The 23,646-nt window shown below is 73.2% G+C and carries 21 protein-coding genes; 12 read left to right on the forward strand and 9 right to left on the reverse strand.

The features are described 5' to 3' along the window. Positions 1-54: 54 nt before the first annotated feature. Entirely contained in the window at positions 55-873 is an 819-nt protein-coding gene (locus tag SL103_RS26250; RefSeq protein ID WP_069571394.1) for a S16 family serine protease, read from the reverse strand. An 88-nt stretch (positions 874-961) separates the two neighbouring features. Here SL103_RS26250 and SL103_RS26255 point away from each other — a divergent pair, with 88 nt between their 5' ends. After that, positions 962-2,251: an MFS transporter gene (locus SL103_RS26255; RefSeq protein ID WP_244304049.1), complete on the forward strand. Its 1,290-nt coding sequence runs from the start codon at positions 962-964 to the stop codon at positions 2,249-2,251. Between the two features lie 31 nt (positions 2,252-2,282). Here the strand turns inward: SL103_RS26255 and SL103_RS26260 are convergent, their stop codons facing one another. Continuing rightward, complete coding sequence (locus tag SL103_RS26260; protein WP_033269149.1) at positions 2,283-2,642, reverse strand: GntR family transcriptional regulator; 360 nt, start codon at positions 2,640-2,642, stop codon at positions 2,283-2,285. Position 2,643: 1 nt separating this feature from the next. Beyond that, positions 2,644-3,561, reverse strand: a complete 918-nt coding sequence (locus SL103_RS26265; RefSeq protein ID WP_164492900.1) for a DUF1648 domain-containing protein — start codon at positions 3,559-3,561, stop codon at positions 2,644-2,646. 175 nt (positions 3,562-3,736) lie between these two features. Here SL103_RS26265 and SL103_RS26270 point away from each other — a divergent pair, with 175 nt between their 5' ends. The 5 genes from SL103_RS26270 to SL103_RS26290 all read left to right on the forward strand — a co-directional run bounded on the left by SL103_RS26270 (position 3,737) and on the right by SL103_RS26290 (position 11,192). Further along, on the forward strand, positions 3,737-5,266 hold the full coding sequence (locus SL103_RS26270; protein ID WP_069571396.1) for a helix-turn-helix domain-containing protein: 1,530 nt from the start codon (positions 3,737-3,739) through the stop codon (positions 5,264-5,266). Positions 5,267-5,465: 199 nt separating this feature from the next. Continuing rightward, positions 5,466-6,188 carry a WXG100 family type VII secretion target gene (locus SL103_RS26275; protein WP_069571397.1) on the forward strand — a complete coding sequence of 241 codons (723 nt, stop codon included), beginning with the start codon at positions 5,466-5,468 and terminating at the stop codon, positions 6,186-6,188. Next, the gene (locus SL103_RS26280; protein ID WP_069571398.1) at positions 6,185-10,081 is read left to right on the forward strand and encodes a DUF6531 domain-containing protein; all 3,897 of its coding nucleotides are present in this window, start codon (positions 6,185-6,187) and stop codon (positions 10,079-10,081) included. Before SL103_RS26275 ends, SL103_RS26280 begins: the two co-directional genes overlap by 4 nt. Positions 10,082-10,110: 29 nt before the next feature. Then, the gene (locus SL103_RS26285) at positions 10,111-10,848 is read left to right on the forward strand and encodes a hypothetical protein (RefSeq protein ID WP_069571399.1); all 738 of its coding nucleotides are present in this window, start codon (positions 10,111-10,113) and stop codon (positions 10,846-10,848) included. Continuing rightward, on the forward strand, positions 10,845-11,192 hold the full coding sequence (locus SL103_RS26290) for a hypothetical protein (protein ID WP_069571400.1): 348 nt from the start codon (positions 10,845-10,847) through the stop codon (positions 11,190-11,192). Before SL103_RS26285 ends, SL103_RS26290 begins: the two co-directional genes overlap by 4 nt. A gap of 59 nt (positions 11,193-11,251) precedes the next feature. Here SL103_RS26290 and SL103_RS26295 read toward each other — a convergent pair whose 3' ends face one another. The 3 genes from SL103_RS26295 to SL103_RS26305 form a co-directional block, all read right to left on the reverse strand. After that, positions 11,252-12,886: a caspase, EACC1-associated type gene (locus SL103_RS26295; protein WP_069571401.1), complete on the reverse strand. Its 1,635-nt coding sequence runs from the start codon at positions 12,884-12,886 to the stop codon at positions 11,252-11,254. 3 nt (positions 12,887-12,889) lie between these two features. After that, positions 12,890-13,297 (reverse strand): hypothetical protein, encoded by a 408-nt coding sequence (locus SL103_RS26300; protein ID WP_069571402.1) that lies wholly within the window; start codon positions 13,295-13,297, stop codon positions 12,890-12,892. A gap of 107 nt (positions 13,298-13,404) precedes the next feature. Continuing rightward, positions 13,405-14,205: a VOC family protein gene (locus tag SL103_RS26305; RefSeq protein WP_069571403.1), complete on the reverse strand. Its 801-nt coding sequence runs from the start codon at positions 14,203-14,205 to the stop codon at positions 13,405-13,407. 189 nt (positions 14,206-14,394) lie between these two features. Between SL103_RS26305 and SL103_RS38060 the strand changes: the two genes are divergently transcribed. Beyond that, positions 14,395-14,910 carry a hypothetical protein gene (locus SL103_RS38060; protein WP_069571404.1) on the forward strand — a complete coding sequence of 172 codons (516 nt, stop codon included), beginning with the start codon at positions 14,395-14,397 and terminating at the stop codon, positions 14,908-14,910. 42 nt (positions 14,911-14,952) lie between these two features. Here the strand turns inward: SL103_RS38060 and SL103_RS26315 are convergent, their stop codons facing one another. Beyond that, positions 14,953-16,080: an acyl-CoA dehydrogenase family protein gene (locus tag SL103_RS26315; protein ID WP_069571405.1), complete on the reverse strand. Its 1,128-nt coding sequence runs from the start codon at positions 16,078-16,080 to the stop codon at positions 14,953-14,955. Positions 16,081-16,257: 177 nt separating this feature from the next. Between SL103_RS26315 and SL103_RS26320 the strand changes: the two genes are divergently transcribed. Together SL103_RS26320 and SL103_RS26325 are read left to right on the forward strand one after the other, a co-directional pair. Then, on the forward strand, positions 16,258-17,865 hold the full coding sequence (locus SL103_RS26320) for an AMP-binding protein (protein WP_069571406.1): 1,608 nt from the start codon (positions 16,258-16,260) through the stop codon (positions 17,863-17,865). 4 nt (positions 17,866-17,869) lie between these two features. Continuing rightward, the gene (locus SL103_RS26325; RefSeq protein ID WP_069571407.1) at positions 17,870-18,721 is read left to right on the forward strand and encodes a PaaX family transcriptional regulator; all 852 of its coding nucleotides are present in this window, start codon (positions 17,870-17,872) and stop codon (positions 18,719-18,721) included. 11 nt (positions 18,722-18,732) lie between these two features. Here the strand turns inward: SL103_RS26325 and SL103_RS26330 are convergent, their stop codons facing one another. Continuing rightward, positions 18,733-19,524, reverse strand: a complete 792-nt coding sequence (locus SL103_RS26330; protein WP_069571408.1) for an HAD family hydrolase — start codon at positions 19,522-19,524, stop codon at positions 18,733-18,735. Positions 19,525-19,976: 452 nt separating this feature from the next. Between SL103_RS26330 and SL103_RS26335 the strand changes: the two genes are divergently transcribed. Beyond that, positions 19,977-20,618, forward strand: coding sequence for a TetR/AcrR family transcriptional regulator (locus SL103_RS26335; RefSeq protein WP_069571409.1), 642 nt, complete (start codon positions 19,977-19,979; stop codon positions 20,616-20,618). 48 nt (positions 20,619-20,666) lie between these two features. Here the strand turns inward: SL103_RS26335 and SL103_RS26340 are convergent, their stop codons facing one another. Then, positions 20,667-21,695: an MDR family NADP-dependent oxidoreductase gene (locus tag SL103_RS26340; RefSeq protein ID WP_069571410.1), complete on the reverse strand. Its 1,029-nt coding sequence runs from the start codon at positions 21,693-21,695 to the stop codon at positions 20,667-20,669. Positions 21,696-21,861: 166 nt separating this feature from the next. On the opposite strand from SL103_RS26340, the gene SL103_RS26345 reads away from it, so the two are divergent. Next, positions 21,862-22,479 carry a ScbR family autoregulator-binding transcription factor gene (locus tag SL103_RS26345; protein ID WP_033269160.1) on the forward strand — a complete coding sequence of 206 codons (618 nt, stop codon included), beginning with the start codon at positions 21,862-21,864 and terminating at the stop codon, positions 22,477-22,479. Positions 22,480-22,625: 146 nt separating this feature from the next. Next, positions 22,626-23,615 (forward strand): ScbA/BarX family gamma-butyrolactone biosynthesis protein, encoded by a 990-nt coding sequence (locus SL103_RS26350; RefSeq protein WP_069571411.1) that lies wholly within the window; start codon positions 22,626-22,628, stop codon positions 23,613-23,615. The last annotated feature ends 31 nt before the right edge of the window (positions 23,616-23,646 follow it).

Here is a 23,646-nt window from a genome sequence, read left to right on the forward strand (position 1 = left end):
GGCGCCGCGGGCGGGCACGGGGCGGCCGACGGGCGAGCGGCCGGCCGGCGTCCGTCAGCAGCTCGGGACCCGGCCGCCCCCGGCCAGCGCGCGCAGGGCGTGGACCGCGTCCCGGAGGGTGGTGACGGGCACCAGTCGCAGTCCGTCCGGGGCGGGCTGCAGCTGCGCGCACTCCGCCTTCGGTACGAGGAAGACGCTCGCCCCGTCCCGCTCGGCCGCCCGGGTCTTCAGCGCCGCTCCGCCGACCGGGCCGACCGTCCCGTCGGCGTCGATCGTCCCCGTCCCGGCGATGGTGCGGCCGCCGGTGAGATCGCCGCCGCTGCCGTCGCCGGCCAGCTTGTCGACGATGCCGAGCGAGAACATCAGGCCGGCGCTGGGGCCGCCCACGTCGTCGAGCGTCAGCCTCACCCTCACCCGCCGCGGGTCCTGCTTCAGCAGCCGGAGCGCGGCCGAAGTGGCGGCGCGCTGCGAGGACTTCATCTCCGTGGTGTTGTGCCGCGCGACCGCCTCGTCGGACTTGCCGGACGGGAACACCGCTTCCCTGGGCATCACGGCCCGGTCGGTACGGAACCAGCCGTCGGCCAACTCGCTTAGGCTCGCGCCGACATGCGGCCCGGTGGCCCGGATCGCCGCCATCCGCAGCTGACCGCTCGTCCTGCGCACCGGAGCACCGCTGACGGAGATGACCTCGGTGCCGCGGTACACCCCGAGCACGTCGGTGGTCTGCCCGGGCCGCGCGACGGAGTACGGCAGCGGCGCGAACGCCGCGACGGCCAGCAGCGCGACGGCGGGCACGGCGCCGAGCGCGAGGGCGCGGGGGCGGGCGAGGAGACGGGGCCGGGGGGAAGGGTCGGGGGAAGGGCGCGTGGTCACCCGGTCAATCTAGGGCAACGCTCCGCGACGGCCGGCGCCCGGTCACGCCGGTCTGGCCGGTGGACCCGCCGGCTTCTACGCTGCCGCCGTGACGGCCTTACCGGAACCCGCGCCCGAGTCCCCACCTCCACTCCCGTCCCCCTCCCCGCCCTCGACGTCTCCCCCGCCGTCCGCCGCCCCGCCCGGTCTCTGGCGCGAACGCCGGTTCGTGCTGCTCGTCGCCGCCCGCACGCTCTCCGTGCTCGGGAACGGCTTCGCCCGGGTCGCGTTGTCCTTCGCGGTGCTGGCGCTGCCGGGAGCCGGGCCGGGGCAGCTGTCGCTGGTACTGGCGTGCCAGGCGGTGCCGCAGCTGGCGTTCGTCCTGGTCGGCGGGGTGATCGCGGACCGGATGTCCCGTTCCCGGGTGATGGTGCTCGCCGATCTCGTCGGCGCCGCCGCCTACGCGGGGCTCGCCGCGATGGTGCTGACGGGGCACGCACCGCTGTGGGCGCTCTGTCTGCTGGCGGTGCTCGCGGGCACCGCCACCGCGCTGTTCTCCCCCGCGATGGACGGCGTCATTCCGCTCCTCGTGCCCGCCGGGCGGCTCCAGCAGGCGAACGGGCTGCTGCGGGTCGGGATGAACGGCGCCATGCTGCTGGGGCTGGCGCTCTCCGGGGTGACCGTCGCCCTCGTCGGCGCCGGCTGGGCACTGGCCCTCAACGCCGCGTCGTTCCTGGTGAGCGCGGCCCTCATCCGAGGTCTCCGGCTGCCCGCGCGGCCCCGTACGGGGACGTCGGGGTGGGCCGAACTCCGGGACGGCTGGCGGGAGTTCAGCGGACGCCAGTGGCTGTGGGCGGTGGTGGCGCAGTACGCGGTGGTGGTCGCCGCGCTCAACGCCAACGCGGGGGTGCTCGGTCCGCTGGCGGCCGAACGCGATCTGGGCGGGGCGCGCGCCTGGTCCCTGATCGTCGCCGCGCAGGCGCTGGGCACCGTGGCCGGCGCCGGGCTGGCCGCCCGCATCCGGGTCCGCCGGCCGCTGCTCGTCGCCGTGGTCGCCACGTTCCCGCTCGCCGTGCCGCTCGCGCTGCTCGCGGTGCGTGCGCCGGTGCCGCTGATCGCACTGGCCATGTGCGGTGCGGGCGTCGCGTCCGACATCTTCGGCGTGCTGTGGGCGACCACCCTCCAGCGGGAGGTCCCGGAGGCGGCGCTCTCCCGCGTCAGCTCGTACGACTGGTTCGGCTCACTGGCCTTCGCGCCGCTGGGACTGCTGGTCGCCGGGCCGGTCGCGGCGCGGATCGGCGTCGGCCACGCGCTGGCCGGCTGCGCGGCGCTGGTCGTGCTGGCCTCGGCCGCCGCCCTGCTCTCGCCCCAGGTACACGGTCTGCGCGCGCCGGACTGACACGGACGGTACGGGCGCACGGCGCCACCGGTCAGCGCCCGGCCAGTCCCAGCCGCACGACCGTCACGATCTCCTCGTCGGACAGCCCCAGGTGGCGGGCCTCCGCGATCAGCCGCTCGGCCGTCTCGCCCAGGCGGGCGCGGGCCGGGGAGGCCGCGCCGGTGACCACCGCGCCGCGCCCGCGGCGGAGCTCGATCAGCCCTTCCTCCTTGAGGCGCTGGTAGCCGCGGAGCACGGTGTGCACGTTCACGCCGAGGGACGCGGCGAGTTCACGGGCGGCCGGCAGCCGCTCCCCGGTGTGCACCGTGCCGTCGGCGATGGCCCCGCGGACCGAGGCCGCGATCTGGTCGCCGAGCGGGACGGACGAACCCGGATCGACCCGGAAGAGCACGTCAGCCTCCTTGCCGCGAACGCGCGCGGTCCGCATACGTGTTGAGCAGTGCGGCGGCGGTCGCCGCGTCGTCGACCGTCACCATGAGGCGGCGGCCGCCGGTGAGCCGCAGCACCAGGCCGTCGCCGGAGCGCAGCACGAGCCCGCTGTGGTCCGGCCGGACGCGGTAGCCCCAGCCGCCGAACTCCGCGAAGACGTCGATCCGGCGGCTGGTGGCCTCGGCCACCCGGTCCGGTGCGATGCGCCGGAAGCGGATCCGGGCGGCGGACAGCAGCGTAGGCGCCAGGGTCAGTCCCCGGCGGTCGACGGTCACCCGTACGGAGCTGACGGCGACGGCCACCACCCCGGTGACCAGGAGCGCGATCCCGATGAACGCCTCGCCGCCGAGGATGCCGACGAGCCCGCCGGCACAGACCAGGACGCCGAGCGCGACCAGCGGCGGTGAGCTGATGGTGCGTGACCAGCCGGCGGTCGTCGCACCCGGAAGATCGAGCCGGGGCGCCTCGCCCTCGGTCGGCCCGGCGGGGCGGGGCGCGGGCCCGGCCAGCAACCGCCCCAGCGCGCCGGCCGCCACGGCGAGCCCGAGCGCCACGGCCATCTGCCACATCGGCAGCCGGACGGCCGCGCCGTCCGGGGCACCGGCGTTGCCGAGCAGGGTCAGGCAGATGGGGTAGCCGAGCAGGGCGGCCGTGGCGAAGCCGCCGGAGATCAGCCAGGGCGTGCCCGCCGAGGACTTTCCCAGCCGGACCAGCAGCCCGAGGCCGGTCCCGAGCACGAGGAGCACGGCGAGGCTGCCCGTCAGAAAGCCCTGCGGGGAGGTGAACCCGTCGGCTCGCCCATCCGCGCCGAAATGCGTGGCGAGCGGATCGGGCAAACGGGCGGAAACAGAGACATAGACCACGACCGTCGCCGCAAGCACAGCGGAGAACGGGGCGGCGGCAATCAGCGGCCAGGGGCGGCCGGTTGGCCGTGGAGCGGGGCGCGGAGAACTCTTCATGAGCTTGGTGACCACCTCTCAGTTGTTCGCATAGTAGGAGAACAACCCGGTTGCCGGCAATTGCACACCCATCTCATATCTGAGATACGGTCGCCGCATGGCAGACGACTACCTCGTACGCATCGGCCGACTCATCCGCGACGCGCGCCAGCACCGTGGCTGGACGCAATCCCAACTCGCGGAGGCGCTGGGCACGAGCCAGAGCGCCGTCAACCGCATCGAGCGCGGGAATCAAAACATCAGCCTTGAGATGATCGCCCGAATCGGTGAGGCACTCGACAGCGAAATCGTGTCGCTCGGCTATGCCGGGCCGATGCATCTGCGGGTCGTCGGCGGCCGGCGGCTGTCGGGCAGCATCGACGTCAAGACGAGCAAGAACGCCTGCGTCGCGCTGCTGTGCGCCACGCTGCTGAACGCGGGGCGCACCACGCTGCGCCGGGTGGCCCGCATCGAGGAGGTCTACCGCATCCTCGAAGTGCTGGGCAGCATCGGCGTCCGCACCCGCTGGATCAACGACGGCAACGACCTGGAAATCGTCCCGCCCGCGGAGCTCGACCTCGACTCGATGGACACCGAGGCCGCCCGCCGCACCCGCAGCGTCATCATGTTCCTCGGCCCGCTGCTGCACCGGATGGACCACTTCAAGCTGCCGTACGCGGGCGGCTGCGACCTCGGCACCCGGACCGTGACCCCCCACATGACGGCGCTGCGCCACTTCGGGCTGGAGATCACCGCGACCGACGGCACCTACCTCGCCGAGGTCGACCGCGATGTCGCCCCCAAGCGCGCGATCGTACTGACCGAACGCGGCGACACCGTCACCGAGAACGCGCTGCTGGCCGCCGCCCGGCACGACGGCGTCACCGTCATCCGCAACGCCTCCTCCAACTACATGGTCCAGGACCTGTGCTTCTTCCTGGAGGAGCTGGGCGTACGCGTCGACGGCATCGGCACCACCACCCTCACCGTCCACGGCGCCGCGCACATCGAACGCGATGTGGACTTCGCGCCCTCCGAGGACCCGGTCGAGGCGATGAGCCTGCTGGCGGCGGCAGTCGTCACCGAGTCGGAACTGACGATCCGCCGCGTACCCGTGGAGTTCCTGGAGATCGAGCTCGCCGTCCTGGAGGAGATGGGCCTGGACCACGAGCGCAGCACCGAGTACGCCGCCGACAACGGCCGCACCCGGCTGATCGACCTGACCGTCCGCCCCTCCAAACTCCAGGCCCCGCTCGACAAGATCCACCCCATGCCCTTCCCGGGCCTCAACATCGACAACGTCCCCTTCTTCGCGGCCATCGCGGGCAGCGCGCAGGGCCAGACCCTCATCCACGACTGGGTCTACGACAACCGCGCCATCTACCTCACGGACCTCAACCGCCTCGGCGCCCAGGTCAAACTCCTCGACCCGCACCGCGTCCTGGTCGACGGCCCCACCCGCTGGCGCTCCTCGGAAATGATGTGCCCCCCGGCCCTGCGCCCCGCGGTGGTCGTCCTCCTCGCCATGATGGCCGCCGAGGGCACCTCCGTCCTGCGCAACGTCTACGTCATCAACCGCGGCTACGAGGACCTGGCGGAACGCCTGAACTCGATCGGGGCGCAGATCGAGATCTTCCGGGACATCTGACCGACGAACCCCGACGGCCCCCTTCCGACCCGCCCCGACGCGGGACCGGAAGGGGGCCGTCGGCGTTTCCTCGACTTTCGAGCCGGCCAGGGCAAAGTCCCGAGCGTGGAACAAAACTGACCATCCGATGACCTCCCCTTTGATCCGCGGCGCTACGTTGCAACGACGGGGCTGACGCGATCTCATTCAGGGGGACTCCATGGCACTGGAATTACCCGACGCCGTGGTGTCGTTCCTCGACTTCATCGGGGTCCACTGGCCGAACGTCAACGAGGACAAGGTCCGCGAATTCGCAGGTCACGTAAGGGATTTCGGGAACAACGTCCAGCAGAGCCACCAGGACGCCACCTCGTCCGTGGAGCAGCTGTCCGAGATCTACCAAGGGGCTTCCTACGACGCCCTGATGGCCAAGTGGGGCCAGATGTCGTCCGGGCACATGAACGAACTCGTGGCCGCGTGCCACACGGTGGCGACCGCCCTGGACGCCGCGGCCGGTGTCATCGTCGGCATGAAGGCGGCCGCCATCGGTGAACTCGTCGCGCTGGCCGTGACGTTCATCGCGGACCAGGCCGCCGCGGCCTTCACCTTCGGGCTCGCCGAGGTCGCGGAGGCCGGCATCATCGCGGCGGCCCGCAAGGCGACGAGCTATCTGGAACAGCAGCTGGAGCAGTACGTCATCGGCCAGGTGATCGAGGCCGCCATCACCCCGCTCGTCGAGGTGGTGGGCAAGGCGGTGAGCGGGCTCGTCTTCGAGAGCACCGCCAAGGCCCTGGGCGTGCCCGCCGGTGGCGCGGGTGAGCACTTCTCCGTCCACCCCGAGGAGTTGCACGCCCGCTCGCAGGCGCTGAGCAAGCACGCCGAGACGGTGGCGGCGCATGCCGAGGACTTCAAGAGCAAGCTGAGCGGGGTGAGTTTCGCGTGACGAACCGTATCGTCAAGGCGCTGGAGGACGGCGCCGTGCGGCTCGGCAGAACGCTCGGCGAGGATGCCGGAAAGGCCGTCAAGAACCTCTATCACGACACCGGTGACCGCCTGCGGCAGGTGGCGAAGAACCACGCCGAGACCGACGCCAAGCACGCGTCGCACATGGACGACATCCTCAAGGGCCGGCACGGCGACACGCCCAAGGCGCCCCACACCTCCCCCGCCTCGTCACCGCACCCCTCGTCCGGGCCGGAGGGCGGCGGGCCCAAGGGCCCCTTGAAGGGCCCGGGTTCGGGGCGACCGGGTGAGGGCGATCCCTCGCTGCGGGACGGGGTGAACCGGGACGGGGTGGGTTCGTCCAAGCCGGCGGGCGGCCGCTGCAAGGGCGGCGACCCCATCGACCTGGTGTCGGGCGAGATGATCCTCACCGAGACCGACGTGCGGCTGCCCGGCCTGCTCGACCTCGTCGTCGAGCGCACCCACCTGTCGTCCTACCGGTGCGGCCAGTGGTTCGGCGGCTCCTGGGCCTCCACCCTGGACCAGCGCCTGGAGGCCGACGAGCGGGGCCTCGTCCTCGCCACCGCCGACGGCATGCTGCTCTCCTACGACGTGCCGGCCCCGGACGCCGCCGTCCTCCCCCACCACGGCCCCCGCCGGGAGCTGCGCTGGGACGGGACACCGGCCGGTGAGATCCTGGTCACCGACCGCGCCACCGGGCACACCCTGCACTTCATGCCGGCCTCGGTGACCAGGGCGGACGCCGCGGCCGGCCGGATCACCCTCCCGCTGCAGGCGTTATCCGACCGCAACGGCCACCGGGTCGACATCTGGCGCGACGACGACGGCACGCCGTTCGAGATCCGGCACAGCGGCGGTTACCGCATCGCCGTCGACACCGAGGGCGGCCGCGTGGTGGCCCTCCGCCTCCTCGGCACCGAGGACGGCGAGGCCGGCACGGTGCTGCGGCGCTACGGCTACGACGACGGCGACCTCACCGGGGTCACCGACGCGCTCGGCCACACCACGCGCTTCGTGTACGACGCGTCGGGGCGCATCGTCGAGCGGGTCGACCGCAACGGCGGCTGGTACCGCTGGGAGTACGACGGCGCGGACCGCTGCGTGCGGGGCACCGGCTCGGACGGCTACCTCTCCTGCACGCTCTCCTACGACCGCCTCAACCGCGCCAACAGCTACACCAACTCCCTCGGCCGCACCACCGTCTACCACTACGACGAGCAGCGGCGCCTCACCGGCTGGACCGACGCCGCGGGCCACCGCACGCACCGCACCTGGACCGGCCCGGACCTGCTCGCCTCGGTCACCGACGAGCTCGGGCACACCAGCAGCTACACCTATGACGACGAGGGCAATCTCGCCACCGTCACCCGCCCGGACGGCCGCACGACCCGCGCCACCTACGACGCGCTGGGCCTGCCCGTCGAGATCGTCGAGGTGGACGGCGCGACCTGGCGGCACGAGTACGACGACCGCGGCAACCAGGTCCGCACCACGGACCCGGCCGGCGCCGTCACCACCTTCGCCTACGACTGCGGAAGGCTGTCCGCGGTCACCGACGCCCTGGGCCACACCCGCAGGGTCGCGAGCGATCCGGCCGGCCTGCCGGTGGCGGTCACCGATCCGCTGGGCCACACCACCGTCGTCGAGCGCGACGCGTTCGGCCGGGTCAGTGTCTTCACCGACGCCGGCGGACGCACCGAACGCTTCGGCTGGACCGGGGAGGGCAAGCCGGCGTGGCGGGAGTACGCCGACGGCGCGACCGAGACCTGGGAGTGGGACGGCGAGGGCAACCTGGTGGCCCACACCGACCGCCTCGGCCAGGTGTCCCGGTACACGTACACCCACTTCGGCACCCCCGTCACCCGCACCACCCCCGACGGGACCACCCACGCCTTCGCGCACGACACCGAGTTGCGGCTCACCACTGTCACCGACCCGCGCGGCCACACCTGGGACTACGAGTACGACGCGGTCGGCCGCCTCGTCGGGGAGCGCGACTTCCAGGGCCGGTCCGTCGCGTACCGGCCCGATCCCACCGGTGAACTCGCCACCCGCACCGGCGCCGCGGGCCTGACCACGGTGTTCGTCCGCGACGAACTGGGCCGCACCGTCGAGGAGCACTCGGCCGACGGCGTCGCCACCTTCGCGTACGACCCGGCCGGCTGCCTGCTGCGGTCCGCCAACGCCACCACCACCGTCACCCAGACCTACGACGTCCTCGGCCGCAAGGTCACCGAGGACATCGACGGCCGCACCACGACGTGGACGTACGACGCGCTGGGGCGGCGCACCAGCCGGCGCACCCCGAGCGGGGTGCTCTCCACGTGGTCGTACGACACCGCTGGCCGGCCGGCCGCCCTGGACGTCGGTGGCGACCGGGTGGACTTCACCTTCGACGACGCCGACCGGGAGGTGCGGCGGCTCATCGGGCCCGGTCTCGTCCTGGCGCAGGAGTGGGACGCCGCGGGGCGGCTCAGCTCCCAGTCCGTCACCCGCGACGCCGACACCCTCCAGCACCGCGCCTACGCCTACCGCTCCGACGGCCACCTCCGCGGCATCACGGACTCGGCGGGCGGCACCCGCAGCTTCGAGCTCGACCCGGACGGCCGGGTCACCGCCGTGCGCGCCCAGGGCTGGAGCGAGACCTACGCCTACGACAGCGCCGGCAACCTCACCCACGCCGACACCCCGGGCGACGGGGCGGCCGACACCGAGCGGGCGTTCACCGGCAACCGTCTGGAGCGGTGCGGACGCCACTCCTACACGTACGACGAGGACGGCCGGCTGGTGCGCCGCACCACCCGCCTCCTCAACGGCCAGACCCGCACGGCCAGTTTCACCTGGAACACGGCGAACCAGCTCACGGACGCCGTGCTGGCCGACGGCACGCACTGGACGTACGAGTACGACACCGCGGGGCGGCGCACCGCCAAGCGGCGCCTCGACGGGGCGGGGCAGCCGGCCGAGGAGATTCGTTTCGTCTGGGACGGCACCCGGCTCGCGGAGCAGGTGACGTCGGACGGCACCGCCACCGCGTGGGACTACCACTCCGGCACCCACCGCCCGCTCACCCAGACCGTCGTGCACGCCGGGGGCCGCCGCGCCTTCCACACCGTGGTCACCGATGTCTCGGGCGCCCCCACCGAACTCGTCACGCCCGACGGGGAGATCACCTGGCGGCTGCGCACCACCGCCTGGGGCGTACCGGTCGGCGAGGGCAGCGGGGACGCCTGCCCGCTGCGCTTCCCCGGCCAGTACGCCGACGCCGAGACCGGGTGGAACTACAACTACTTCCGCCACTACGACCCCGAGACCGCCCGCTACCTCACCCCCGACCCGCTGGGGCTGGTGGCGGCCCCCAACCACTACGCCTACGTCGACAACCCGTTCACCGTCTCCGACCCCCTGGGGCTGACCCCGCAGCGCGGGCCGAACGGCCGCTTCCTGCCGAACCCGAACGGTCCGGCCACCCACAACCGCGACACCGAATACCCCAGCAGCTACCGGCAGTCGACGCACGACGCGATGACGGCCAAGTGGACGGTCGAGGGCCAGGCGCAGGGCGGCGCGCCCCGTTTCCCGGCCGGCCATCCGCAGGCCGGCGACCGGATCCCGCGGGACCAGCTCACCTGGTTCAATTCCAAGGGCGAACCGGTGCCGGGCGGCAAGGACCAGCTCACCTACGAGCATCTGCACCCGGTCGTCGACCACTGGAACAAGACGGGCCACGACTCCGACCGTGCCACCCGCAACGACTTCTACAACGACGCCAATAACATGGAGCCCATGTCCCGCAAGGACAACTCCAGCGGCGGAGGCAAGATGACCGCTACGTACAGCCAGAACACCGGCCCGAACTACTCCTGCACCTGAGCAGGGGCCCGAACCAGAGGAGCCCCACCATGGACCTGACGTCGAAGCTGGCCGGCCAGCCCGGCGCCGAGCCCGTAGCCGGCGTGCCGGACGCCTGGCACTGGTCACGCATGATCTTCTCGTTCGACGCCGTGGTCGCGGGGGGCCGCGTCCTGGAGATGCGCGTCATGGGCGAGTACGACCCGGCGCTGGCCCGCGCCGTGCTGGAACTGGCCCGCGACGGGGCGGACCGGCTGCTGGACGGCGAGCGTCCGCTCGTGGTGCTGGACGGGCTCGCCTGCCCCGGATGGGACTTCGACGTGGTCGCGGCCGTCGGGCCCGACGTGCACGAGTACCACGGGCAGGAGGACGCCGACCTCCACAAGGCGACGGTGGCCCTCTTCCCCGGCTGGCGCCAGGAGTTCTCCGGGTCCGAGACGCTCGCGGAGGCACGCCACCAGTTCGACCGGGGCCTGCAGCCGACGAAGCTGCGCCGCGACCCGGTGCCCTTCCTGCGGATGCGCTACCGCAACGAACGCACCGGGAGCCACAGCGAGGGCCCGGACCGCGGCCTGGCGACGCTGGACGTGCTGCGGCACGAACTGTCCCTGCTGCCCGGGTCCCCCGGCAGCCTCGTCGAGTGGGAGAACCGCCTCGGTGCCGTGTTCCGGGCCGAGTGCGGGGCCGAGCTGACGGTGCACGGGCCGGACGGTTCCCGGCCGACGACCGGTGACGACCTCGCCGCGCTGGCCGAGCGGTCGGTGCTGCGCCCCGAGGATGCCTCGTGACCGCCACCCGCGCCCTCACCGCCGACGGCACCGTGCACGACAGCCCCGACGCGGAGCAGCTGTACGACCTGCTCAGCGAGCTGAATCTGACGTTCCCGTTCCTCGTCGTGGAGCGTGCGGACGGCCGCGATCCGGAGCAGCACTACATCCAGGTCCACCTCGCGGAGGACGGGAGCTGCCTGGTGGAGCACCGGGACGGCGGACCCGACCAGCACTTCCGCGCCGTCGTCGGGCCGCCCTACGCCATGAAGGGGCACGACGAGGTCGCCGCCCTCGTGACGAGCTGGGCGCGCGACGACGGCGAGTGGCGGCAGCGGGGCCAGTGGCAGCGCGTGCGGGTGTGAGGGGCGGGGTGGGGGCGACGCTGCCCGGCCTCCGTCCGGCCCGCTGACGTCCCGTGGCGCTAACGGCCGTGCGGGGAGCGGCCGTTGCTGTTGTCGCCTGTTTCGAGGCGGACCAGGAGGTCTCCGCGGCCGCCGCCGCGCAGGTGCATCGTGCCGTGTCCGGCGAGGCGCAGGGTCAGGCCCGAGCGCGTCTCGGCGGGGACGCGGACGGACTTGGGGCCCTCGAGGGTCGGTACCTGGATCGTGCAACCGCGGCGCGCCTGTGCGCGGGTGAGGCGCCGGGTCACGTGCAGGTCGTCGCCGCGGCGCACCAGCTCCGGGTGCACGAGTTCGACGACCTCCAGGTACAGGTCACCGGGCGGGCCGCCGCCCGGGCCGACCTCGCCCTCGCCGGCGAGCTGGATCCGGGTGCCGTGGTCGACGCCCCCGGGAACCTTGACGGTGATGGACCGTCGGACGCGCACCCGTCCCGCGCCGCCGCACTCCTGGCACGGTGACGGGATGCGCACGGCGTCCCCGTCGCAGGCGGAGCACGGAAGGGGGCCGCCCTCGGGCGACGTCCCGATGGCTTCCCCGGTGCCGGCGCACGGGTCGCACGGGTACACCGGGGTGCCGGCGGCCGCGCCTTCGCCCCGGCAGGTGTCGCAGACCTTGGCGGTCTCGAGATCAATGTCCTTGAGGGTGCCCAGGGCCGTTTCGATCAGCGGGAACTCCACCCTGAGCACGTAGTCCTGGCCGCGGCGGGGGCGCCGGGAGCGCGGCGGAGCGGCGGGGGGCCCGCTCTCCACGCCGTTGAACGCGTCCTTGAGCCGCCCGAACAGTCCCGGGGTCGGCGGCGGTGGGCCCTCGACCGGGGCGCCCGGTGGGGGTGCGGGGGCGGCGGACGCCTCTCCGGCGGTGGTCCCTGCCGCGGCGAAGGCCGCCTCCGCCGGCGTGCTCCGGGCGTTGGCGGTCCTGGCGAGGGTGACCCGGTATTCCAGGTCGGCCCACATCTGGGGGCGCTGCCGCGCGCCGGTGTGGTGCAGATACTCGAAGGCGTACTCGTACAGCTCGGTGACCGTGATCCGGCCGTCCTGGTCGGCGTCCGCGTCGCCGCTGCGCAGGCCCTCGATCAGGGCGCCGGTGAAGCGGGAGGGCTGCGGCGCGGCGGTCTCCAAGTGGTCGCCCTCCCAGGCGTACTCGGTGCGGTTGGTCGCGGTGAGGATGGCGCGGCCGTGGCCGGCCAGCTCCTCGCGGACCTGGACGTAGTCGTCGCCCTTCGCGCCGGGCAGGAACGCCCCGCTGTAGCAGCAGTCCAGCAGCACCACGATGGTGCGGGCCCGGCAGCGCGCCATCTGGTCGTGCAGGAAGGCGGCCGGTACGGCCGTGGAGGCCGGCAGGTCCTTGTCGGTGTCCCGGGCGGCGAAGGACAGATGGCCCTCGTCGTCCTTGATGCCGTGGCAGGAGAGGTGGAGCAGCAGCAGGTCGTCCCGGCCGCGGTTGCGGAAGAACTGCTCCAGCGCGCGCTTGACCTCGTACGAGGCGCCGTCCACCAGTTGCTGGACGGCGAAGCCGCCGATGGCCGGGTCACGAAGGACGGCGGCCAGGCCCTCGCAGTCCTGGCGGGGCGAGCGCAGTGGTTTCAGCGCGGGGCTCTCGTACCTGCCCGTGGCGATCAGCAGTGCGTCCCTGCGGCCGGTCGGGAAACCGGACACCTTTCACTCCCCGGACGGGGAAGTTCCGGCCTGCTGGGTCCTCGCCTCCACGAACGCGTCGATCAGGCGGCGCTGGTCCTCGGCGGAGGCGTGGCCCAACTCGATGACCGCGCCGTCGAGTTCGACCTTGACGCTGCGCAGCGGGCGGTTGCGCAGCCAGGTGTCGACGAGCTGGAGCACCTGGCGGACCAGCAGCGGGGCGGTGGTGACGACGAGCGCTCCGACCGCGAGGGCCTCGCCCGGCTTGGCGCCCTCGGGAGCCGCCGTGCCCGGCCGGGCCAACCGCACGTCCTCGACGTCGAGTTCCAGCAGGGCGCGGCGCAACTGCTCGCCGAGCGCCTGGAGTTCGTCCGCATCGGTGTCCGACGCGCCTGCCAGATCGAGGGTCAGCCTGCTGACACCGGTGTTCATCCCGCCCCCTGTTCAGCCTCGGAGCAGTCAGTGTAAGCGGGGGGTGCGACACACGGGTCGGAAGCGGGCAGGACCGGTCGGCGGCCGACGTCTCACAGGCGGTGCCGTCAGAGCGCGCCCTGTGGGGTGAGGACGACGAACTCCGCGCCGGACGGGTCGTTGCAGACCGCCAGCCGGCCGACGCCCTCGGCGGTCTCCGGGCCCATCGACAGCGTGCCGCCGTTGCCCGTCACCAGGCCGACGGTGGCATCGCAGTCGTGGGAGCCGAACACCGGGTGCCAGTACGGCTTCCCCGCGGGGCCGAGCAGATCGGTGGGGACGCCCATGAGGCCGCCGTGCATCCGCTCGTCGCTGCAGTTCGCGGGGCGCAGGAGGGTGTAGGTGCCGCCGCCTCCCGGGAGGGGCATGTCCTGGGTGCCCCAGTCGAAGACGGTCCGGTAGAAGGTCTGCGCGGCGGCCGCGTCCGTGGTGTAGAGCTCGGTCCAGCCCAGGCTGCCCGCGCCGTCCGCGGTTTCGAAGCCCGGATACCGCCCGGGCTGCCAGACGGCGAACTCCGCACCCTGCGGGTCCGCGAGCCGGGCGAACCGGCCGTCGCCCGCGCCGACGTCGACCGGCGGGGAGAGGACCGCGCCGCCCGCCTGCTCCACCGTCTTGACCGTCTCGTCCGCGTCGGGGGTGTGGAAGTAGAGCGTCCAGGCGGAGCGGGCCCGGTCCGCGGGGAGCGGGCCGACCCCGGCGGACACCTTCCCGTCGAGCCGGAACAGGGTGTATCCGCCGGCGCCCTGGTCACCGTACGGTTCGGCCCGCCAGCCGAACACGGCTCGGTAGAAGGCCGCCGCGACCTCGACGTCGGGGGCGCCGAGATCCAGCCAGCACGGGGAGCCCGGTACGAAGTCAGTAGTGATCATGACGATTCCCTTCGCGGCGGTCCTGCGTGATTTCAGCCTGACATCCGCCACTGACACTCGCCCGTCGGTCGTCCGCGGGCCGGGATTTCGGCTCCCGTGCCGCTGCTTGCTAGCCTGACGCGCGCTCGTCAAGAGCAGGCGTTTTCGGCCACCACGCGGGGGCCGTTTCACTCGGGGGAAGAGATCGTCATGAAGATTCGCCATGTCCGCGCTGTCACCGTCTGCGCACTGGTGGTCGTCGCGCTGACCGGTGCCCGGCATTCGCACGGCGGCGGCTGCGGCAGCAGCCACAGCTCCAGCTCCAGCTCCAGCGGCGGGTACAGCGGCTCCTCCGGCGGCTACGGCAGCTCCGGCACCACCACCAGCAGCGGCAGCACCGTCGGTTCGCCGACCGCCGGCTCCACCACGTCGCCCGAGGCGGACATCCGCATCACCGACTGCCAGGTGGACAACGCGGCGGGCACCCTCAGCGCCCGGCTGAGCGTGACCAACGGCAACACGCGGGGCATGGCGACGTACAACGGCACCGTCCAGTTCACCGACGGGTCCGGCGGCTACGTGGGCACCGCGGAGATCTCCTCGGTCCAGGTGGCGGCCGGCCAGACCCGGCCCGCCATGGTCAGCGGCACGTTCATCAAGAACCCCAACGGCGGTCCCACCTCCGGCCGGTGCAAGCTGGGCCAGGTCTGGAAGGTCAACAGCTGAGCGCCGCGCCCGGCCCCGCGCGCGGGGTGTCCGGCCCGCGGCTCAGCGCCGGTACAGCTCCTTGGCGATGATCGAGCGCTGCACCTCCGTGGCGCCCTCGTAGATCCGCGGCGCGCGGACCTCCCGGTAGAGGTGTTCCAGGAGGTGTCCGCGGCGCAGCGCCCGCGCGCCGTGGATCTGGACCGCGGCATCGACCACGTACTGGGCGGTCTCGGTCGCCAGCAGTTTGGCCATGGCCGCACTGCGGGCGATGCCGGGTGCCCCGGTGTCGTACGCGGAGGCCGCCGCATAGACGAGGAGGCGGGCGGCCTCGACCCGGGTGGCCATCTCGGCGAGCTGGTGCCCCACGGACTGCAGGTCCTTCAGCGGGCCGCCGAACGCGGTGCGGGTGCCCGCGTGGGCCAGCGCCGCGTCCAGCGCGGCCTGCGCCATGCCGACCGCGAAGGCGCCCACGCTGGGCCGGAAGAGGTTGAGGGTGGCCATCGCGACGGCGAACCCGCCGTCGACCTCGCCCAGCACGTCCGCCCTGGTCACCGGCGTGCCGTCGAAGACCAGCGTGCCGATGGGGTGCGGGCTGAGCATGTCCAGGCGCTCGCCGGTCAGGCCCGGACGGCCGGCGGGAACGAGGAAGGCCGTGACGCCGCGGGCGCCCGCCGCGCCGCCGGTGCGGGCGAAGACGGTGGCGAAGTCCGCGTCCGGGGCGTTGGAGATCCAGCACTTCTCGCCGGTCAGCCGCCAGCCGTCCGGGCCGTCCGGCTCGGCGGCCAGGGACAGCGCGGCGGCGTCCGAGCCCGCGCCCGGCTCGCTCAGCGCGAAGGCCGCGACCGCGCGCCCGGCGGCGACCTCGGGCAGCCAACGGGCGCGCTGCGCCTCGGTCCCGGACTGCACCAGCGGGTAGGCCCCCAGGCCCTGGAGCGCCAGCGCGGTCTCCGCCTCCGTGCACTCCCGCGCGAGGGATTCCCGCAGCAGGCACAGGTCCAGGGCGCGCAGCGGCCCCTCGGCAGGGAACAGGCGGCGCAGCAGGCCCAGTTCGCCGAGGGCGGCGACCAGCGGGCGGTTGATCCGGCCCGGTTCGCCCTTCTCCGCGAGCGGGCTCAGCCGTTCGGCCGTCATGGCGCGCAGCTCGGCGCACCATTCCCGTTCCGTCGGTCCCAGCGCGAATACAGTCACGAGGCGGCTCCCTGGTAGCGGTCCTCTATCGCGGTCTGTTGACTGCCGTCACGAACACGTTACGCTGACGACGGATCCGAACGGCAGTCCTCGAACCTCGTCGACCGGTCCCGCCGGCCCTACGAGCAGCCCACCGAGCCGGCCACCCGGCCTCCCCAGCTAGGGGGCACATCCGCCATGGAGCTACGGTCCTCGGCCCACACCGACACCTTCGCGCGCGACCGGCTGCCGCCCCCCGAGCAGTGGCCGCACCTCACCGATCTGGGCTATCCGGACCGTCTGAACTGCGGCGCCGAGCTGCTGGACGGCACCATCGGACGGCTCGGTGCCGACCGGCCCGCGCTGCGCGACGCGAGCGGCCCGGTATGGACGTACGGGCAGCTGCGCGACCGGGTGGACGCGATCGCGCATGCGCTCACCGACCGGCTCGGGGTGCTGCCGGGCAACCGCGTACTGCTGCGCGGCCCCACCACGCCCTGGCTCGCCGCCTGCTGGCTCGCCGTGATGAAGGCCGGGGCGGTCGCGGTGACCGTGCTGGCCGCGCAGCGGCCCGAGGAACTCACCACGATCTGCGAGATCGCCCAGGTCCGGTACGCGCTGTGCGACGTCCGCGCGGTCGACGACCTGGCCCGGGCCGCGGTGCCGGGGCTGCGCCTCACCACGTACGGCGGGGACGGCCCGGACGATCTGCGGCAGCTCGCCCGGCCCGGCGGCGCTCCGTACACCGCGGTGCCGACCGCGGCCGACGACGTCGCGCTGATCGCCTTCACCTCGGGGACCACCGGCCGCCCCAAGGGCTGTCTGCACTTCCACCGCGATGTGCTCGCCATCGCGGACACCTTCTCGGCGCAGGTGCTCCGGCCGACCCCCGACGACGTGTTCGCCGGCAGCCCGCCGCTGGGCTTCACCTTCGGCCTCGGCGGTCTGGTCGTCTTCCCCCTGCGGGCCGGCGCCTCGGCCCTGCTCACCGACTGGGGCGGCCCGCAGAAGCTGCTCGGCGACATCGCGGCGCACCGGATCTCCGTCCTGTTCACCGCGCCGACCGCCTACCGGGCGATGCTGCCCCGGCTCGCCGGGCACGACATCTCCTCCCTGCGGCGGTGCGTGTCGGCCGGTGAGAACCTGCCCGCCGCGACCTGGCGGGCCTGGCACGAAGCGACCGGACTGCGGATCATCAACGGCATCGGCGCCACCGAGTTGCTGCACATCTTCATCTCGGCCGCGGACGAGGCGATCCGCCCGGGCACGACGGGCCTGCCGGTGCCGGGCTTCGAGGCCCGGGTGGTGGGGGCGGACGGCACACCGCTGCCGGACGGCGAACCGGGGCTGCTGGCCGTGCGCGGGCCGACGGGCTGCCGCTACCTCGCGGACGCCCGGCAGACGCAGTACGTCCGGGACGGCTGGAACCTCACCGGCGACACCTATGTGCGGGACCCCGACGGCTACTTCCGCTATGTCGCCCGCGCCGACGACATGATCATCTCGGCCGGCTACAACATCGCCGGGCCCGAGGTGGAGGACGCCCTGCTGCGGCACCCGGACGTGACCGAGGCCGCGGTGGTCGGACGGGCCGACGAGGAGCGCGGGCAGGTCGTCGTCGCGCACGTCGTGCTGCGGGACGGCGTCCCGCGCGGGGAGGACACCGTCGCCGCGCTGCGGGCCTTCACCAAGGCCCGTATCGCGCCCTACAAATGCACGCGCGACATCGTCTTCCACGCCGCCCTGCCGCGCACCCCCACCGGCAAGCTCCAGCGCTTCCGGCTGCGCGCACCCGATCTAGAGTGAAGCGGTGACCGACCAGCAGACGCAGCGCACCCCACGGTCCCTCATCGTCACGTTCTACGGCGCCTACGGGCGCGGCGGGCCCGGCACCGCGGGGCCCGCGACCGGGGCGGTGCCGGTCGCCGCGCTGATCCGGCTGCTCGGCGTGCTGGGGGTGGACCCGCCGTCGGTGCGCTCCGCGGTCTCCCGGCTCAAGCGGCGCGGCCTCCTCGTCCCCGGGCGCACCGACGCCGGGGCGGCCGCCTACGGGCTGTCGGAGCCGGCCCGCCAGCTGCTGGAGGACGGCGACCGGCGGATCTTCGGCCGACCGGCCGCCCGGCTGTCCGACGGCTGGGTGCTGGCCGTCTTCTCCGTCCCCGAGGAGGAGCGGCACAAGCGTCACCTGCTGCGCTCGCGCCTGGCCCGCCTCGGCTTCGGCACCGCGGCACCGGGTGTGTGGATCGCCCCCGCCCAGCTCTACGAGGAGACCCGGCACACCCTGGAGCGGCTCCAACTGAGCCCGTACGTCGACCTCTTCACCGGTACGCACGCCGGTTTCGCCCCGACGGCGGACGCGGTGGCGCGCTGGTGGGACCTGGACGCCGTCGCCGCGCAGCACCGCGCCTTCCTGGCGGAGCAGGAGCCGGTGCTGCGCCGCTGGTCCCGACGGCGCACGGTGCCGCCGGAAGCGGCCTACCACGACTACCTGCTGGCGCTGGACGCCTGGCGCCGTCTCCCGTACGCGGATCCCGGGCTGCCCTCTCCCCTCCTGCCGGAGGACTGGCCGGGCGGCCGCGCCGCGGAGGTGTTCGGCCGGTTGCACGGCACGCTCCAGGACGCGGGGGCCCGCTACGTGCGCGAGGTGACGACCGGGCCGTGAGGGCGCCGCCCTCAGCGGCGTCGCGCCGGACCCCCCATGGCGACGGCCGGACGGTGCGGCATGCCGGCCGCCGCCCGCGGTCGGGCGGCGGCGATCACCGACACCACGTCCTTGAACGAGCTGCACATCCGGGTGCCGGCGACCGCGGCGAGCTCGCCGAACGTACCGACGCCGTAGGTCACCGCCACCGGCTCCATGCGCGCGGTGACCGCCATCCTCATGTCCCCCACCGTGTCCCCGACATAGGCGCTCTGCCAGGGTGCGACGCCCAGGCGGCCGGCGGCTCGCAGCACCATCTCCGGATGCGGCTTGCCGCGCCGGACCATGTCCTGGCCGATGACCGGCCCGACCAGGTCGCGGATGCCCATGACGTCCAGCAGCGCCTCGGCGCTGCGGGTGGTCTTGGACGTGGCGACGGCCAGCTCGACGCCGTGGGCGCGCAGCGCGGAGAGCCCCGCGGTCACGCCGGGGAAGAGCAGCTGCGGGCCCTGGCACAGGACTTCGTAGGCGAACAGCTCGCGGTAGCGGGAAATGGCGGCCTGCACCCGTTCGTCGTCCTCGGGCCGGCCCAGCAGCCGGCCGAAGGCGGGGCCGGGGGGCTTGCCGATGGCGGTGGCCGCCTGCCGGGCAGTCACCGAACTACCCTGTTCAGAGGCCACCTTGACCAGTAGTTTGCTGATCGCCGGGAGGGTGTTGGCAAGCGTCCCGTCCAGGTCGAAGACGGCGGCCCTGATCGTCTCACCACCGGCGGCACCCCGTGCACCTCTCGCGGGACGTTCGCCGACTTCCGTTGCTACGCGCATGGCTGGAGACCTTTCCGGATTCCGATGAGGGGTGCGGTGTTCGGTGACGGGTGCTGGCTCGGCTGGTGGGGCGGCCTGCGGTCGGTGACAGGTGAAGGCAGAGGCGGTCTTGCCATGGCGCACCGCTGTCCTGGGACGGCACGCGACCGTCGCGGCGGCGGCAACGGAAGGGATCGTCCCGTTTACCGCCTTCCGAGATTTAAAAACCGCCTGCGCTGTTTGTCAATGTGCCTTTGTCACATCCTGACGGGTCGACAACACTCCCGTGGGGCGCCAGACTGAGGAAACACCGTCCCGCGGGTCCCCGTAAGGGCCGCCGGAGCGGGCGGACATCGGGTTCGCGTCAGGGTGTGCCGATTCCGGCCATTCACCTGAAGAATATCGAACCGCATGGTTGGTTTTCTATGTAGACTGCAATCAGCTCGCAGCCGTACTAGAGACGGGACGGAACCGTGCCCACCCAGCATCGCGCCATCCAGAGCCGCCAGGCACTCATCCGCTCGGCCGCAGAGACCTTCCTGGAGAAGGGGGTTCCCGCCGCGGGCATGGTCGAGATCAGCCGGCGGGCCCGCCTGAGCAAGGGAGCCCTGTACTTCCACTTCACGTCCAAGGACGACCTCACCCTCGCGGTGCGCGACGCCGCGCTCGCCACCCTGCAGGAGATCGAGGACGCCTTCACCCGTTCCCCGCAGCCGCTGACCACCGCGGTGCAGGACTTCGCCGTCGAGCTGTTCGAGCGGGTGGAGTCCGACGCGGTACTGCGCGCCGGACTGCGGCTGCGGCCGGAGACCGCACCGGGCCTCGGGATCTACGCCCTGGAGCAGCGCTGGTACGCGCTCTTCCTCGACAAGGCGGTGACCTGCGGCACCGGCGGGCTCGGCAGGCCGGCGGCGCACGCGCCGGACGCCGAACCGCGCCGCACCGCCCAGCTGTTGACGTCGATCGTGGTGGGTCTGCTGCACCTGGGCAGCGAGGACGGCACATGGTGGGACAAGGAGGCCGTGGTCGGCCTCTGGTCCCTGCTGCCGGCCGCGCCGGGACGGATCACGGCCGCCGGAATCCCGGCACCGGACCGGCTGCCGGCGGCCGGCTGACCGGGCCCGCCGCTCGGCGCCGTACGTCCGCCGCCGCGCGTACGCCGGTCACAACTCCACCAGTACGGCGCCGATGTGGTGCCCCTGGGTGAGCTCGCACAGCGCGCGCGGCGCCTGCTCGATCCCCTTCAGCAAGGCGTGCGGGAAGACCAGGGAGCCGTCCCGCAGGCCCTGGCCGAACTCCTTCGTCCACTCCTGCGGCAGATCCGGGTGGGCGTGCAGCCCGAAGCCCCGCAGCACCACCCGCCGGGTGATGATCAGCCCCGCGTCCAGCTCCACCGGCGCGACGGCGCCCCCGTCACCGCCCAGTTGGGTCGCGAGCGCGCCGACCAGCGCGAACCGCGCGTCGGGGCGGGCCGCCGCGAGCGCGGCGGTGAGCTGCTCGCCGCCCACGGTGTCCAGCAGTACGTCGATGCCGTCCGGGGCCGCCCGGCGCAGCTGCCGGTCGATCGGTCCGGCCCCGCGCACGATCGTGTCGTCGTACCCCAGCTCGGCGCGCAGCCGGGCGGCCTTGCGCTCCGATCCGGTGCTGCCCACGACCCGGCCGGCCCCCAGCCGCCGGGCGAGCTGCCCGGCCAGGCTGCCCACCCCGCCCGCCGCGCCGGTGACGAACACGGTGTCACCGGGGCGGACCTCCACCGCGCGGGTCAGCGCACCCCAGGCGGTCGCCCCCTGTGACAGGTGCGCGGCGGGGGTGGGCAGCGCGTCCGGGGCCAGCCGGCGCAGCCGCCCCTCGTCGACCACCGCGAACTCCCGCCAGCCGTAGGGGTGGTGGACGAGCTCACCGGGCGCGAAGCCGCCGCCGGGGGCCGCCACGACCTCACCGACCGCGGAGCCCCACAGCGCCTGGCCGGGCACGAAGGAGGGCATCGGCAGCGGGGCGCCGGTCATCTGGGTCCGCATCGCCGCGGTCACCGCCATCACCCGCGTCCGCACCAGGACCTGACCGGGGCCCGGCTGCGGCACCGGCACCTCGGCGAGCGTGAAGTGCCGCGTGGTCAGCTGCCCTTCGGCGCGGGCGGCGAGCCGCACCTCCCGCTGAACGGCGGGTACGTCGGGAACGGCGGTGGGGGTCATCGGGGGCGGCTCCTCACATTCGTGGCCGCGGACGGCGCGGCGCGGCACGCTGCAGCTTCAATACCGCATGGTTGGCTTCTTTATGATGCGCAAATAGACTGCGCGGCCACGGCGGCGGGTCGCACTCGGGCGCAACAACTCCAAGAGAGCATACGGAGGATGATCGGTGGTCAAGCAGGAACGCGCAGTGCGCACCCGGCGCGCCGTCCTCGAAGCCGCGGCTCATGTCATCGGCACCCGCGGCTACCAGGCCGCCACGATGGCCGAGATCATCCAGCGCGCCGGCGTCACCAAGGGAGCGGTGTACTTTCACTTCACGTCGAAGGACGCACTGGCCCGCGCGGTGATCACCGAGCAGACCGATCCCTTCCTGCCGCAGGTCAGCGAGTCCCGGCTGCAGGACGCCATCGACTTCACCCACCAGGTGGCGCTGGCGCTGCGCAGCGACCCGTTGTTGCAGGCCGGCACCCGTATCGCGGTCGAGACGACCTTCAGCGACGAGCCCCTGGTGCCGTACCAGGCGTGGACCGACATCATCACCACGATGTTCAGCGAGGCCCGGGACAACGGGGAATTACTGCCGGGGGTGGCGCCCGACCGGGCGGCCGAGTTCTTCGTCGCCGCTTATATGGGCGTGCAGTTGTTCTCGCGGGCGGCGACCAACCGCGCGGATCTTCCCGAGCGGGTCACCGCGCTGTGGAAACACACCCTGCCGGGCCTTGCCTCGCCCGGCGCGATGAGTCATCTCGATCCGCACGGCCGCGCCGTGCAGGTCTCCGTCTGACGGCAGCGCCCCCTTTCGGGGCGGAGGAACCGGTTCATTGGCACTAGAAAACAAACCACATGGTCCGTATCTTGGTGCGGCAGGGCCGCGGCAGTGAGTCTCAGACCCTCAGGACGCTGAGCGCCGCACTTCAGAAGGGGATACCTATGGCCAGCGCCACCCTCATGCCGTCCTGGCGCGATCAGCGCCATGACGACAGAGGCCGGTTCGCCGACGGAAACCGACCGTCCGCTTTGACCACGACCGTGCCGCGGGAGTACGTCCACCGCACCGCCGTGTCCGAGGTGTTCCTGACGAACTGGCGGCGCGGCACCGCTGACAGCTGGGTCGTGAGCGCCCAGTGGCCGCGCGCCCACAGCTTCTACGGCCCGGTGGGCGGCCTGCACGATCCGCTGTTACTGATCGAGACGATGCGGCAGGCCGGGATATTACTGAGCCATGTCGCGCACCGCGTGCCGCTCGACCACCCCATCATCTGGCAGCGGGTCCGCTACGACCTCACCCCGCAGGCCCTGCGCGCCGCCGACGAACCGGCCGAGGTGGAGCTGCACATCACCGACCATGACGTGCTCCGCCGCGGCAAGCGGCTGATCAGCGCCCGTCAGCACTTCCGCATCCGGTGTGACGGCGCGGACCTGGCCACCGCGTCGCTCGACTACTCCTGCCACAGTCCCGCCGTCTACCGCCGGCTGCGCGGCAAGTACAGCGACCTGACGCTGGCCAACGCCCAGCGGCTGCCGCTGCCCGAGCCGGTGACCCCGCGGCTGGTGGGCCGGGACCGGGAGCGCGACGTGGTGCTCTCCCCCACGAACCGGCCCGACCGCTGGCAGCTGCGGGTGGACACCTCCCACCCGGTGCTCTTCGACCATCCCGTCGACCACGCCCCCGGCATGCTGATGATCGAGGCCGTCCGGCAGGCCGCGCAGGCCGCGGCGCCGGGGCTGACCCTGCCGACGGCGATGGAGTGCGACTTCGAGCGGTACGCCGAACTGGACGCCCCCTGCTGGGTGCAGGCGCGCGCCGCGGACGGGCCCCGGCCGGCGGCCGCTGACGGCGGCCGGCAGATCGAGGTGTCCGTGGAACAGCACGGCAAACCGGTGACGGCGGCGCGGATCACCAGCGTGCCCACCTCCTGACACCGCCCTGAGGAGCCGCCGCCGGATCGGC

This window comes from Streptomyces lydicus, assembly GCF_001729485.1.
Lineage (GTDB): Bacteria > Actinomycetota > Actinomycetes > Streptomycetales > Streptomycetaceae > Streptomyces > Streptomyces lydicus_D.